This window comes from Aliiroseovarius sp. S1339 (genome assembly GCF_023195695.1).
Lineage (GTDB): Bacteria > Pseudomonadota > Alphaproteobacteria > Rhodobacterales > Rhodobacteraceae > Aliiroseovarius.
The window spans coordinates 297,451-310,267 of record NZ_JALPQG010000002.1 but is presented as its reverse complement, the minus strand read 5'-3'; the positions used below and the strand labels follow the sequence as shown (position 1 = coordinate 310,267).

General features: G+C 57.0%; 13 protein-coding genes. 7 read left to right on the top strand and 6 right to left on the bottom strand.

Annotation, left to right across the window (positions count from 1 at the left end; all coding sequences use genetic code 11):
* Window positions 1–234 precede the first annotated feature (234 nt).
* On the bottom strand, window positions 235–1,338 hold the full coding sequence (locus tag MUY35_RS04515) for a hypothetical protein (RefSeq protein WP_248364221.1): 1,104 nt from the start codon (window positions 1,336–1,338) through the stop codon (window positions 235–237).
* A gap of 51 nt (window positions 1,339–1,389) precedes the next feature.
* On the opposite strand from MUY35_RS04515, the gene MUY35_RS04510 reads away from it, so the two are divergent.
* The 3 genes from MUY35_RS04510 to MUY35_RS04500 all read left to right on the top strand — a co-directional run bounded on the left by MUY35_RS04510 (window position 1,390) and on the right by MUY35_RS04500 (window position 3,404).
* Window positions 1,390–1,548, top strand: a complete 159-nt coding sequence (locus MUY35_RS04510) for a hypothetical protein (RefSeq protein WP_248364220.1) — start codon at window positions 1,390–1,392, stop codon at window positions 1,546–1,548.
* Window positions 1,549–1,707: 159 nt separating this feature from the next.
* On the top strand, window positions 1,708–2,877 hold the full coding sequence (locus MUY35_RS04505) for an IS66 family transposase (protein WP_248364219.1): 1,170 nt from the start codon (window positions 1,708–1,710) through the stop codon (window positions 2,875–2,877).
* On the top strand, window positions 2,877–3,404 hold the full coding sequence (locus tag MUY35_RS04500) for a GrpB family protein (RefSeq protein WP_248364218.1): 528 nt from the start codon (window positions 2,877–2,879) through the stop codon (window positions 3,402–3,404). Before MUY35_RS04505 ends, MUY35_RS04500 begins: the two co-directional genes overlap by 1 nt.
* 527 nt (window positions 3,405–3,931) lie before the next feature.
* Here the strand turns inward: MUY35_RS04500 and MUY35_RS04495 are convergent.
* Window positions 3,932–4,663, bottom strand: a complete 732-nt coding sequence (locus MUY35_RS04495) for a DUF6602 domain-containing protein (RefSeq protein WP_248364217.1) — start codon at window positions 4,661–4,663, stop codon at window positions 3,932–3,934.
* Between the two features lie 200 nt (window positions 4,664–4,863).
* Between MUY35_RS04495 and MUY35_RS04490 the strand changes: the two genes are divergently transcribed.
* Window positions 4,864–5,208 carry a DUF305 domain-containing protein gene (locus MUY35_RS04490; RefSeq protein WP_348984494.1) on the top strand — a complete coding sequence of 115 codons (345 nt, stop codon included), beginning with the start codon at window positions 4,864–4,866 and terminating at the stop codon, window positions 5,206–5,208.
* Between the two features lie 432 nt (window positions 5,209–5,640).
* Here MUY35_RS04490 and MUY35_RS04485 read toward each other — a convergent pair whose 3' ends face one another.
* From MUY35_RS04485 to MUY35_RS04470, 4 genes are all read right to left on the bottom strand, one after another.
* Window positions 5,641–7,974, bottom strand: a complete 2,334-nt coding sequence (locus MUY35_RS04485; RefSeq protein WP_248364216.1) for a heavy metal translocating P-type ATPase — start codon at window positions 7,972–7,974, stop codon at window positions 5,641–5,643.
* A gap of 67 nt (window positions 7,975–8,041) precedes the next feature.
* Window positions 8,042–8,728: a VTT domain-containing protein gene (locus tag MUY35_RS04480; RefSeq protein WP_248364215.1), complete on the bottom strand. Its 687-nt coding sequence runs from the start codon at window positions 8,726–8,728 to the stop codon at window positions 8,042–8,044.
* A 205-nt stretch (window positions 8,729–8,933) separates the two neighbouring features.
* Window positions 8,934–9,320 (bottom strand): DUF302 domain-containing protein, encoded by a 387-nt coding sequence (locus tag MUY35_RS04475; RefSeq protein ID WP_248364214.1) that lies wholly within the window; start codon window positions 9,318–9,320, stop codon window positions 8,934–8,936.
* A gap of 213 nt (window positions 9,321–9,533) precedes the next feature.
* Complete coding sequence (locus tag MUY35_RS04470) at window positions 9,534–10,124, bottom strand: calcium-binding protein (protein ID WP_248364212.1); 591 nt, start codon at window positions 10,122–10,124, stop codon at window positions 9,534–9,536.
* 170 nt (window positions 10,125–10,294) lie between these two features.
* Between MUY35_RS04470 and MUY35_RS04465 the strand changes: the two genes are divergently transcribed.
* Genes MUY35_RS04465 through MUY35_RS04455 form a run of 3 tightly spaced genes read left to right on the top strand, consistent with a single transcriptional unit; the run spans window position 10,295 to window position 12,743 of the window.
* On the top strand, window positions 10,295–11,017 hold the full coding sequence (locus tag MUY35_RS04465; protein WP_248364210.1) for a response regulator: 723 nt from the start codon (window positions 10,295–10,297) through the stop codon (window positions 11,015–11,017).
* Window positions 11,017–12,426 carry an ATP-binding protein gene (locus MUY35_RS04460; protein WP_248364209.1) on the top strand — a complete coding sequence of 470 codons (1,410 nt, stop codon included), beginning with the start codon at window positions 11,017–11,019 and terminating at the stop codon, window positions 12,424–12,426. Before MUY35_RS04465 ends, MUY35_RS04460 begins: the two co-directional genes overlap by 1 nt.
* Window positions 12,423–12,743 carry an SHOCT domain-containing protein gene (locus MUY35_RS04455; RefSeq protein WP_248364208.1) on the top strand — a complete coding sequence of 107 codons (321 nt, stop codon included), beginning with the start codon at window positions 12,423–12,425 and terminating at the stop codon, window positions 12,741–12,743. Before MUY35_RS04460 ends, MUY35_RS04455 begins: the two co-directional genes overlap by 4 nt.
* Window positions 12,744–12,817 lie beyond the last annotated feature (74 nt).

Here is a 12,817-nt window from a genome sequence, read left to right as displayed (position 1 = left end):
CGTCGTTAGTCTGAAACAGGGCTCGATCCTGCCGTTCTCCGCTTTGCAGCATCCGTAAAACTTCAGGACATCAAGTGCGGCACTCCGCGGCCCAAAGCTGCCGTTGAACTGGTCTTCGCGATGCCGCGCCGCAGCCCGTCAAACATGCCATTCGAAGTCAAGTCTATTGAAGCAAAGGTGGCACACGTTCCTTTGGAATCAGGGAAGTACTGAAGGTGCACACTTCAGGCTGCACTAATCTGGTTCGTGGAGAGTTATGAAGGTTCGCTCTTGATCTTCTGAAAACCAATCGATCAAGTCACCGGTACCCACAGCAACACAGCATTGCTGACGGCCTTCAACGAGCGTATCAAATTCTTGCTGAGCAATTCGACGCATGTTTGTATATTCAGTTTTGAAGCGTTTGAGGTTCAGAACCTCAAAGGCATCGAAATACAGCTGCCACTGATCATCTTGTACATTCTGGTGCCGAACAGGAAACGCCAGGTTGACGCTGTAAAAGAAATCACCCAACTCAAACACTACGAAAGCTAGGATGTCACAGCAGCTGACATCACGCGGCGTGTCTAATTTGAATGAGAGCTGCTTCGATGGCATTGCTAAGAACGGCTCGAGCTTGGCCAGCCAGGTGATTTGTTGCCAGGCGCGATCATGCTTTGGTGAGAGCTCCACGAGTGCTTGGCGCCCGGCAAGAAGCGCAGCGAGCCGACCACCTGAGACAATTTTCTCTGTCCCTTCATCAGCTTGCAGGGTGGGAAGAAGATTGCCGTTGAAGATCGTTCCCGCTTCACAGTCTAATTGAAAGTCCACTTGTTCGTTTTCGTCCCAACTGGCCAACTCGGCTGCTACATAGTGGTCCCAGACTGTTTCAAGTTCCAAAGTGACTCGTGCCTGTGTCGTTCCTCTGCCACGGGGCGACATTTTCATGTCAAACAACGCAGTTTTCACCCGAACCTTGAAGTCTTCGTGTTCTGGTCCAATCAAGAAAGGCGAGTAAATTTTGGCATCGAGTTCAAGACTTCGGTTGTCTTTTGTGACCCGCAACACCCCTTCTCGAGGTTTAAGGCCCACTGAAAGCTTTGAACCGGCACTAGGTTTCTCGACGGTCGAAGCTGGAATATCGAAGCGCATATCCTTCATGTCAAAGTTAGAGAGGAGGATCTGCGCATCATCGGTCAATTGCCAGTCAACGATGTCTTTTGCGGTCACACCGTCATCAAAAGTAAACTCGCCGATTGCGCGTGTTTCCGAATATCCAACATTCTCTCGGACGTTCTTTTTTTCTTGCCCGTAATTTGTGCCGTATTTTGAAACGTGAGCACAAAGAACCTCAGTCAAACGCGATTGAGCATTTTCTAGCCCCTCGAGCGAGAATTGAAGGTAAATCTTGTGAAGATCATCTCGACCGTCGCGGTGAGCCTCACGAGCACGTTTAAGAATACGCTCGATTTCGTCCGTCCAAAAATGGCGAACGTAGAAGCCTTCAACTTCGTTTCCTTCGAAGACTATAAGGATCAGGAAGGTAAGCGTCCGGCCTCACTGCTCTGACGCGTCATGGAGTGTGTTGATAGTGTCCACCAGTGATAGTGGACATCTTGAGGGCAGATATGGCGGGTAAGAAGGGTCAGAAGAAGCGGTTCTGGTCGGATGAGGAGAAGGTGTCGATCTGTGCGCAAACATGCGCACCGGGTGTATCGGTAGCGCAAGTTGCCCGTCGGCCTGCGCCGTCTGGGCGAGGATGTGACCGAAGAACTGGAGTATGTTCCGGGACGCTTCATCGTGAACCGCATTGTGCGGCCACGCTTTGCGTGTTCGGGTTGCGAGGCCTTCACACAAGCGGCTTTGCCGTCGCGCCCTATCGAACGGGGCCGCCCTGGTCCGGGCTTGCTGGCGCATGTGTTGGTGAACAAATACGCCGATCACCTGCCGCTCTACCGCCAAAGTGGCATCTTCGAGCGTGATGGGATCGATATTGACCGCTCCACGCTGGCGGATTGGGTAGGTAAATCCACGGCGCTTCTGGAGCCACTCGCAGACACCATCGGTCGGCACGTGCTGGCTGGGCAAGCGATCTTTGCTGACGACACGCCGGTAAAGATGTTGGCGCCCGGCACTGGTAAGACAGCGACTGCACGCCTTTGGGCTTATGGGCGCGACGAACGACCCTGGGGCAGCGATGTCCCACCCGCAAGTTGGTATCAGTTCTCACCAGATCGCAAAGGACAACACCCCAAAGATCACCTCGCGAAGTATCAGGGCTGGATGCATGCCGACGGATATGCCGGGTTCGAAGACCTCTATCGTTCCGGCGATATCCGCGAGGTCGCTTGCATGGCCCATGTCAGGCGCAAGTTCGTAGATATCCACCGTGCTCAAGGCTCCGCCATTGCCGACGAGGCTATCCAGCGCATCGCGCAACTCTACGCGGTCGAGAAGGAAGCCCGTGGATCACCACCAGATCGGAGGGCTGATATCCGGCAAACAAAAGCCGCATCGATCTTCGACGACCTGGAAGTCTGGTTGCACGCCCAACTTCCCAGCATCTCCGGCAAATCGCCACTAGCGGGGGCGATCCGATATGCCCTGACGCGCATGGCGCGGCTCAGGCCCTACCTCGATCATGGCATTCTGGAACTCGACAACAACACGGCCGAACGGGCAATGCGATCTGTTGCCATTGGGCGCAAAAATTACCTGTTTGTCGGGTCGCACACTGGGGGCCGCGCCGCTGCTATCGCCTATACCCTGATTGAAACCGCCAAGCTGAATGGTATCGACCCGCAAGCATGGCTGGCCGATACTCTGGCCCGCATTCCAGATTACAAGATCAACCGTGTTGATGATCTGCTGCCGTGGAAAACCGGAGCCTCGAGCTGATGAACGAAGCATCTACATCTTTAGGTCTGCGTCAGGCGACGCTCGCATTGGCACCTCACGATCCCATATGGATGCGTGTATTTAATATGGAGACAGCACGCATCCGCGCTGCGCTTCCTGATGTGGCATTCGAGACAGATCACATCGGCAGCACTGCCGTGCCTGAACTGCCCGCCAAAGCCATCCTCGACATTGCCATGCGTGCCGCCGAGCAAGACGAAGATCGGATCGCAGAAGTTCTTGTCGATCTTGGATATATCGACCGCGGCATCAGATCGGGACGCCTCTTCATCCGACTACGTGATGGCGATATCAGGACCCACAACCTACATCTTTACCGTCCTGAAGAGCCCGACTACGGCGAGCAGATCGCTTTCCGTGACGCGCTGCGTGCTGATCATGAACTTAGGGATCGATACGCTCAGCTCAAACGGGATCTCGTCGACAGGTTCGGAGACGCAGGGCGCAGAAATTACACCGAAGGTAAGACCGACTTCGTTCGTGCGGTGATCAAAAAAGCGGAATAACTGAAAACGCGGTCACACCGGACGCTTACTCAGGAAGCACGGCAAGTCTGTCTGTATGGCCTTAAGCGCATTCGAGAGTTTGACCTTGGCAATTCGTTTATTGCCACGGGTTGATTTAACTTGGACCAGGGAGCGAATGACCCCATCGCGCAGGTCAGCAGGTAACGCGGACTGATGGTCAGAATCGATCTCAACAACGTAGTCCCAACCATGGTCGTCTTCATCAGACTTGTTGCAGGTTGCGTTCTGCTGGGAACATAGTTCGCTGAACTTTTTCTCTCCCAGGCGACCTAGCTTTAGTGACTTAATGCCAGACATAAATTGAACTTCCGCTGTCTCTAACTACCACGCGTATGTCTTGCCACAGCCAATCGTTGAAACAGCCATTGGCTATTGCGGAACCACTACATTTCACAAATCCGTTGCAATCAGTGACGTTGGTGCCGTCTGTATCCTCCTTTACATGAATGAGGACTCGCTTCGGGAGGTCATCTAGGTGGTCGGTCATGCTTGCATTCAGTGTCGGGTTATGAGTCTAGCCAGCGACTATAAGCCCTCACGTCCATCATTGGGACCGTGCCAAGCGTTTGTAATCGAGCGATTAACTCAAGGAGAAACGTGGTGGTAGCGCATAAAGATGTTGTATGGCCATTCACCCCAGTGCCAACGTCAAAGCCAAAGATGCCGTGGGCAGCGACGCACCCTAAATCCAGCCGCTTCAAGTCGCAAGGATCAGCATCCAGTTTCGATTGCAGCGCATCTCCGAGAGGCGGGTTCTTCCAATCGCTCTCCAGAGTTACGAGACCTCCAATGATGTGCTTGGGCGACACCGGCGCTGTAGGGCCGTTGGCGGTTGGGATTGGCATGCTGGTTCGATGGAGACTTCGAACGCTCGCGACCTTTTCTCGCGCATAATCGATCATAGCGGCATTGATCGACTGTTTTGCTTCGAATACGGCATAGACGCTTTCTGCGGGAACCACTTTCGCCCCAAGGAAATCAAACACGAATGGAGAGTACTGACGGTCGAAAACCACGACATCGATCTGGTCGCTGAACACTCCTTCACTGTCCACAATATGTGCACTGCACACACAGTAACGTTCTGGAAGATAGGTTTTTAAGAGCCCTATCCAAATTGCCTCTGAGGTATCTCCTTTGGTGCCAGGGTGGTTCAGTGCGTCACGAGCTACATTCAACTCAGTATCGATTTGGCGATGTAGGCTGGCAAAAAGCTGTGGTAGTGACCATTCACTCATCTTATCAATCCGCTCCAATTTCCGGCAAGAGCTCGTTTGGCAGCCGCCGCAACCGCCTGCTTGCCTGAGGTCGACAGGTCATCTGAGATCACGTTGTTTGTGTTTGCCGGATCAACAATCCGCTTTTTTGCCAAACTACGCTCAAAGAACCGCAATGCCGTGGCAATGTTGTCTGAGAGCCGACCGCGCAGCTTGCGGCGATGGCAGTTATCATGCTTTCTTTCATGTTGGGGATGTACTCCAATCGTAACCTCAATATCGCAATCTTCATCGGGGCCATCGTCGCCTTTGGCGTCTCACTATGGCTCGTGCGTAGCCAGGAGACCGTGGAAGACCTCGCCTGGATGCGCGCGATGATTCCGCACCATTCCATTGCCATCCTGACCAGTGAGCGGGCTGATATTTCTGATCCGCGTGTGCGTGCTCTCGCGGATGCAATTGTCGAGGCTCAGCGCGGTGAGATTGCCGAGATGAAGCACTACATCAGCGAAATCGAAGCCAATGGCGACGCCGCTCCGGGTACGCCGAGGTACAGCGTTGATTAGGCTGGGCGAGAGAGCCATGACAGCGGCAGAGTTCGAGCCCTCAACAAAGGATGGTAAACCGGTTGCAACAATCAAGACTAAGGGCATCTTCGGCGGTGCTGACCATGGTAACATCATTGGAAAGCCTGAACACATGGACTTCCGTTGACTTACCGGTTTCATCCACCGTTTCAACTCGGACGCACCAAGTCGGATTGCGTTTGGACGCGGCGTCAGACTGTTGTTGAGGGCCGCCAACTGTGGCCAGCGCTGCCTGAGCATTTTTCTGTTCAACCCGCGTGTCCAGGGCGATCTGACGCGCTTTCGTATAGAGATCGATCCGCGCCCTGGCAGTCGAGGGCTTTGATAATTTTTTCGGACGCTGACTTGCAGTCTCTGTAACTCATGCCGGGAATGTGGAAGGGCACCATACGCATCTCCTATTGAAACTGCCTATAGATCAACCCGACGCAATCGCAGGGCATTGCTAATGACCGAAACCGAAGACAGGCTCATCGCTGCTGCCGCAATCATTGGTGAGAGCAGTAAACCGGTAACAGGATAGAGCAACCCGGCAGCTATCGGCACGCCAAGCGCGTTGTAGGCGAAGGCGAAGAACAGGTTTTGCTTGATGTTGCGCAGCGTGGCGCGCGCCAGTTTGCGCGCCCGCACGATGCCCATCAGGTCGCCGCCCAACAGGGTGATGCCGGCACTTTCCATCGCCACATCAGCCCCGGTGCCCATGGCGATCCCGACATCGGCCGCGGCGAGGGCAGGAGCGTCATTCACCCCGTCGCCCGCCATGGCGATCTTGTGGCCGTCGCGGCGCAACTGGTCAATCAGGTCCTTCTTGGCTTCGGGCAACACTCCCGCGCGCACCTCGTCGATACCCAGCTCGCTTGCCACCGCCTGCGCCGTGCGCTCGTTGTCGCCGGTCGCCATGATGATGCGCAGCCCCTGAGCGTGAAGTTCGTCGATCGCCTCCGCGGTCGAATCCTTGATCGGGTCGGCAACCGCAACGATGCCCACAAGCGCGCCGTCGACAGCGATGAACATGGCCGTCTTACCCAGGCTGCGCAAGGCGTCCGCCTGGGTTTCCGCCTTTGCCGTATCCAGCCCCATTTCCAGCATCATCGCGGCATTGCCAAGCGCGACTAAGCGCCCTTTGACCTTGCCGCGCACACCTTTGCCGGTGACCGCCTCGAAATCGGTCGCTTCATGTCGGGTCGCGTTTTGTGCCTCCGCCCCCTCGACAATTGCTTCGGCGAGCGGGTGTTCTGAGCCACGCTCAAGCGCTGCGGCAAGCGACAACAGTTCGATTTCAGGCAGGTCGGCCAACACAACTGTATCGGTCAACTTTGGCTTGCCCATAGTCAGCGTGCCGGTCTTGTCGACGATCAGCGTATCGACCGCCGCCATCCTTTCCAGCGCCTCTGCGTCTTTGATCAATACGCCTGCCTGCGCGCCGCGCCCCGCCGCCGTGGTGATCGAAATCGGTGTTGCCAAGCCAAGCGCGCAGGGGCAAGCGATGATCAGCACCGACACCGCCGAGGCGATGGCGAAGACCAGCGCGGGTTCCGGGCCAAAGATCAGCCAAACGACGAACGCGAAAATAGCGACGGCCACCACGGTTGGGACGAAGATTGCCGAGACCCTGTCGGCCATCCCCTGAATCGGGGCGCGCGAACGGCGAGCGTTTGAGACCATCTCCACGATCTGCGCTAACACAGTATCGGCACCGACCTTGCCCGCTTCGATCACGAGGCTGCCGTTATGGTTGATCGTGGCCCCGGTCACCGCATCACCCGGGCCCTTTTCTACCGGCATCGACTCGCCGGTCAGCATGCTCTCGTCCAAACTGGAGCGGCCGTCAATCACCACCCCGTCCACCGGCACCGCGTCACCGGGGCGCACCCGCAACCTGTCCCCCTCCATTATATTTTCCAAGGGCGCATCATATTCCGTGCCGTCGGGCAGGATACGCCGGGCGATCTTGGGCGCGAGGTCGAGAAGCGCCCGGATGGCATCGCCGGTGCGCTCGCGGGCGCGCAACTCCAACACCTGTCCGACAAAGACCAGCGTCACGATCACCACCGCCGCTTCGAAATAGTTGCCGACCGCATCACCCGTCCGGTATTGTTCCGGAAACACGCCGGGCAGGAATGTGGCGACCAGCGAATAGAGATAGGCCGCCCCGACGCCGAGGCTGATCAGGGTCCACATGTTGGGTGAGCGATTCAGCACTGAATCCCAGCCGCGCTTGAAGAACGGCAGAGCCGCCCAGAGGACGATGGGCGTTGCCAACACGAATTCCAGGTAGCTGGTCGTCTGATGTCCGATCCAGTCGCGCACCGGCAAAGCGACCATTTCACCCATCGCCAGAATGATCAGCGGCACCGCCGCCACTGACGAGATCCACATCCGGCGAGTGAAGTCGGTCAACTCCTCGCTCGGTTCGTCCGAGGGCAGCATCGGTTCCAGTGCCATGCCACAGATCGGGCAGTCTCCGGGTTCATCGCGGACGATTTCCGGGTGCATCGGGCAGGTAAACTGGGCGTCCGCAGGGACCGCCCTCTTTTGCCCGGCGGCGCGCCCCGAGGCATAGAACCACGGATCCGCCTCGAACTTCGTTTGGCAGCTCTCAGAGCAAAACTGGAAGGCCTTGCTTTGGAACTCCGCGTGACGCCCGTCGGGTTTGACCGCGACCATCATCCCGCAGACCGGGTCCTTTGCTGTCTCGGTCCCCGCCGGAATGTCGGGCGCCGTATGATGATGATCGTGCTCCATGTTCTGCCAACCTTTCTATGTCTCGTTTCAGCTTGCGACCTCCAGCAGCTGGAATGTCAAGCCAGTTTCAACGGTGGTCGGGAGCACCCTTTTCAGACCTTCTCCGCATGGCCATCCAGAGGAGTGGCAACCCGGTCACAAGCCCGAGGCCAAGCACTGCCCATGTCGCCCGGACCAGGTTTCCGCTGGTCGTCTCGCCTCCGAAATGGGCAAGCACGAAACTGGCCGGAATGATCCCCGCAAGCGTAGCAAGCGCGAAACGCCCGAAGTGCAGACGGCTCAAACCGGCAGCGTAACTGACAATGTCGAATGAAATGAAAGGCATCAACCGGCTGGCGAAAACGGTGAAGGTCAACGCGTTCTGAGAGCCGAGCCAGCCCGTATCCACCTTGCGACCGAGCCATCCAACGAGCGCATCGCGCCCAAGGAACCTGGCCAGGGCGAAGGCGATAAGTGCCCCGAGTTCCGCCCCGACAACGATGTAAACTGTCCCCAGGGCATGTCCATAAGCAGCCCCGGCTGCCAATGCGATCGGCGCGCTTGGAATGGGTGTCGCGACGATCGCGATTGTCATGAGGGAGACGATAAGGACCGGCCCCCATATCCCCGCGGCCTCGACCCAGCTGGAGACTCTTTCACCATCGAAGCTTTCTATGACGTTGGCGAGCGGCCCCAAGGCCAAGGCGAGAATGCTGAAGACCAGCAGTGCGCCGGCCACCATTCGTGCGCTTCGCCGGGAAAGAAACCGGCTCATTCGTGCTTCACAGAACATGGAGCGCAAACATAAGGGTTACCCCCAACAGGTCGATGCCGACGCTGAACAGTCCGGCACAGCTACATGTCTCTGTTTCTTGGATACTGTCGGCCACCATACCGCCTTGTCTCCCAACTATTGACGTTCGAAACCAGTTCCCTGACGCATTCGCCCTCCGGCGATGGGAAGGTCATGTAGCTGCCAATCAGGCCGCGTCGACAGCTTCGCGCAGCATCTCGCGGACCTCTCCCGCAACACTGTGGAGTTGGTCGTTGTCGATAGCCTGCATTGACGCCACTGGGTCGATGCAGCTGATCTCTGTGCTGCCGCTTACTTCGCGCAGGATAACGTTGCAGGGCAGCATCGCGCCGACGCGCGGTTCGATCCCGATCGCTTTGTGGGCCATCTGCGGATTGCAAGCGCCAAGGATACGATATCCGTTCATATCGACGTCAATCTTCTCCTTCATCGTCGTTTTGACGTCAATTTCGGTGAGGACGCCGAAGCCTCGTTCGGCCAAGGCGTCTCGGACGCGCATTTCCGCGTCGTCGATGCTGACGCCCGTAAGCGAGCGGTCGTAAGTATAAGTCATTTCTCTCTCCTTGGGGTCACTTTCGCAGCTGCTTTTTCGGTTCAGGACGTCCCAACACGATCGCAGTCGTTGCGAAAAACAGCCAATCGGTAATAATTCTAAAACTCATCAGATTTACCTCCGTCAAAGCTGGTCAAATTCAGCATCGATCCACCACCATGGCCCGGCGCCAAATATGGGCGCTGGCCCGTGGGCCGACGCCCAAAAGATTGCTCAGTTGTCGTTCATCATTTCGCCATTGCCCATGCCTTGGCCATCGCCAGGCTGCATCTGCCCCATTCCTTCGCGCATTTGCTGCATGCGCTCCAACTTGTTTGCCGGAGCCATCATTTCTTCAGCTGTAACGGCGCCGTCGCCATCGGCGTCCAAGTGCTGGAACCGATCCACCATCATCTCACGGAACATCGCGCTGTGCAGCATCTCGAATTCTTCGATAGACAAGGCGCCGTCGCCGTCGCTGTCATATTCGGTGAGCTTGGCCTGTAGTCCGGCGCGCATTTCCTCGGGCGTCACCGTACCGTCACCGTCGGCGTCGAACATCTGCATCATGCCACCCCCCATCGGGTGCATTCCGCCCATCATGCCGCCGCCCATCATCTGGCCGTGCATACGCTGCATCATGCCCATCATGTTGGACATGTCTCCCATATTGCCCATCATTCCAGAGCCGTCTTTCATCATCATGTCGGCACGGTCGTTCGAGCCGGGTTGTCCGCCGTGTCCGTGATTGGATTCTGCGATTGCGGTACTTCCGATTGCAGTTGCAGCCAAGACAGCCGCTGTGAGCAAGATTCTGCGGGTCATTGTGATTTCCTCGTGCTTTGGTTTCGATGGATTTCATATGGTAGCGATAAGTCGTGGTGGAATGCCGAGAAACAACGGTTTTGTAACACCTCGTAGCAAACGCCACCCTTGTTACATTTCGTGACAATTCTCATCGGGAAACCCAGGCGGCAATCGCTAAAAGGAGCAACATGAACGAACAGCCTCATATCCTTGTCGTGGACGATCATCGCGAAATCCGCGATTCCGTTACGCGGTACCTGGAGAAGAACGGCCTGCGCGCGACATCTGCACGAGATGCTGTCGAGATGGACGCCAAGCTGGCAAAAGGACAGTTCGATCTCATCGTCCTGGACGTCATGATGCCCGGCGAAGACGGGTTATCGGTCTGCCGCCGCCTGTCATCCACAGGCGACGTGCCGATCCTGATGTTGACGGCACTCGGCGAAGAGACGGATCGCATCGTCGGGCTGGAAATCGGAGCGGACGATTACCTTTCCAAACCGTTCAATCCCAGAGAACTGCTTGCGCGGATAAAGGCCATCCTGCGGCGTTCGTCACTGCCCGAGACCTATGCTGGTAAATTATCGGGACGGCGCATCGCCTTCGCACAGTGGACCTTGGATACCGACAGCCGCTTGTTGACGGATGAGAACGGGGCGCGTGTGGATCTTACAGGCTCGGATCTCAAGCTTCTGGCCGTTTTGCTCGAACGGCCGCGTCTCGTTCTGAACCGTGATCAGCTTCTCGATCTCACTGCCGGGCGCGCGGCTTCCCCCCTTGATCGGACGATCGACAATCAGATCAGCCGCCTGCGCCGAAAAATCGAGGCTGATCCATCCCGTCCTCGCTTAATCACGACCGTACGCGGTGGTGGATACTGCCTGGCAACCGATGTGACGGAGTTGGGCTGATGACGCGTCTCTTTGACAGTCTGCGCGGCCAACTGGTTCTGTTGATCATCGCTGCACTCGTAGCAGCCCAAGCGGTAAGTCTCTGGTTGTTCGTGGACGAGCGGAGCCTCGCTGTGCGCGCCGCGCTCGGGTTCGAAGCGGCCGGGCGGGCTGCGAATGTAGCACGGTTGATCGAGGAAGCACCTGCTACGCTGGAACCCGCTATTCTGCGCGCGGCCAATTCACCACTGGTACGCTTCGAGGTGTCGGAAACGCCTGCTGTCGATCATGAGACCCACGCGGACAGCGGTGCAGTCGAAGCAAGGGTTCGTCGCCTTCTCGGGCCCCCAGTCGACCGCGAAATACGCGTAGAACTGCACGAGGTCGACCACGAGATCCTGCCGATGCCGCATCTGGCACCCGAGATGGCAGAAATGCACCTTGCGATGATGCGGGGCGACCTGTCGGCAATCGAAATGCAGCTATCTATTGCCCTGACCGGCGGGCAGTGGCTCAATGTTGGCACAAGGTTCGAGCGCCCGCCGCTACAATGGCCTTGGATGTCTTTCGTGAGCTTTGGCATCACGGCTGCTATCATTTTTGTTTCCGCTTTCTGGTTTCTTATGAGCCGCCTGACCGGTCCGCTTCTGCGCGTGTCTCGTGCCGTTGACAGGCTCGGGCGTGGCGAGAATGTCAGGCCGCTGCCATTGATCGGACCCGCAGAGGTGCGCGAACTGACACGGGCGTTCAACAGAATGCAGGACAGGTTGACCCGTTTCCTCGCCGACCGGACCAGGCTTCTCGCTTCGCTCGGACATGACCTTCGGTCACCTCTCACTGCACTCCGCGTCCGCTCGGAGATGGTCGACGAGCGCGAGACGCGTGACAGCCTCATTGCCTCGATCGAAGAGATGCAAGAGATGGTGGAATCGACTCTTTCATTTGCGCGAGGGATCGCGGGCTCAGAAGACTACGAGACGGTCGAATTGGGCGCATTTCTCAAACAGCTTCGCGCCGACATGCTGGAAAGCTTTGCATTGCAGGAAGGCGAGACCATTCGCCTGCGACTGCGGCCGCAATCGGTCAGGCGCGCGCTTCGAAACGTCATAGACAATGCGGAACGCTATGGCGGAAAGGTCGATGTCAGCTTTGGACGTGAGGACGATCACGCCTTCATCCTAATTGGCGACAATGGACCCGGCATACCGAATGCTGACCTCGAACAGGTCTTCGAGCCCTATTTCAGGCTTGAGAAATCTCGTTCGAGAGAGACTGGAGGAACCGGGCTTGGGCTGTCTATCGCCCGGACCATCATCCGGGCACATGGCGGCGACGTCAGCCTCGCAAACCGAGTAGAGGGCGGTCTCGTCGCGACAGTGACGCTTCCGCTGGAATCGCAATCCTTGGAAACCGAAAGGACAATGACATGAAATTTCACAACCCAATCATTGCCGCAGGTCCTCTCATTTTCGTCGCGGCACCGGGAGTGGCCGATACCTATGAGAGTTTCGGCCACATGATGTGGGGTGGCGACCACGGAATTTTCGGTGGCCTGATAATGTTGATTTTCTGGGCGCTTATCATCGGCTTGATCGTGCTCGCGGTTCGCGGGTTTTCCAACCACCAAGTCTCTGACAATAGGCAGAAAGCAATCGATCTCCTACGTGAACGATTTGCCCGCGGCGAAATCGACGACGACGAATTCGAGCGTCGGCTGGCAAAGCTGGAACCCGGCATACAGAGATGACTCCACTAACGGCAATGTGAAGGCGGGGTCTGCAGCCGAGCTTGACCTTCCAGGTCGGGAATGCCGCATGACCG

Coding starts and splice junctions, on each gene's coding strand:
- MUY35_RS04500 (WP_248364218.1), top strand. CDS start 2,877: ATGAACGAAGCATCTACATCTTTAGGTCTGCGTCAGGCGACGCTCGCA.
- MUY35_RS04495 (WP_248364217.1), bottom strand. CDS start 4,663: ATGAGTGAATGGTCACTACCACAGCTTTTTGCCAGCCTACATCGCCAA.
- MUY35_RS04490 (WP_348984494.1), top strand. CDS start 4,864: ATGGCAGTTATCATGCTTTCTTTCATGTTGGGGATGTACTCCAATCGT.
- MUY35_RS04485 (WP_248364216.1), bottom strand. CDS start 7,974: ATGGAGCACGATCATCATCATACGGCGCCCGACATTCCGGCGGGGACC.
- MUY35_RS04480 (WP_248364215.1), bottom strand. CDS start 8,728: ATGAGCCGGTTTCTTTCCCGGCGAAGCGCACGAATGGTGGCCGGCGCA.
- MUY35_RS04475 (WP_248364214.1), bottom strand. CDS start 9,320: ATGACTTATACTTACGACCGCTCGCTTACGGGCGTCAGCATCGACGAC.
- MUY35_RS04470 (WP_248364212.1), bottom strand. CDS start 10,124: ATGACCCGCAGAATCTTGCTCACAGCGGCTGTCTTGGCTGCAACTGCA.
- MUY35_RS04465 (WP_248364210.1), top strand. CDS start 10,295: ATGAACGAACAGCCTCATATCCTTGTCGTGGACGATCATCGCGAAATC.
- MUY35_RS04460 (WP_248364209.1), top strand. CDS start 11,017: ATGACGCGTCTCTTTGACAGTCTGCGCGGCCAACTGGTTCTGTTGATC.
- MUY35_RS04455 (WP_248364208.1), top strand. CDS start 12,423: ATGAAATTTCACAACCCAATCATTGCCGCAGGTCCTCTCATTTTCGTC.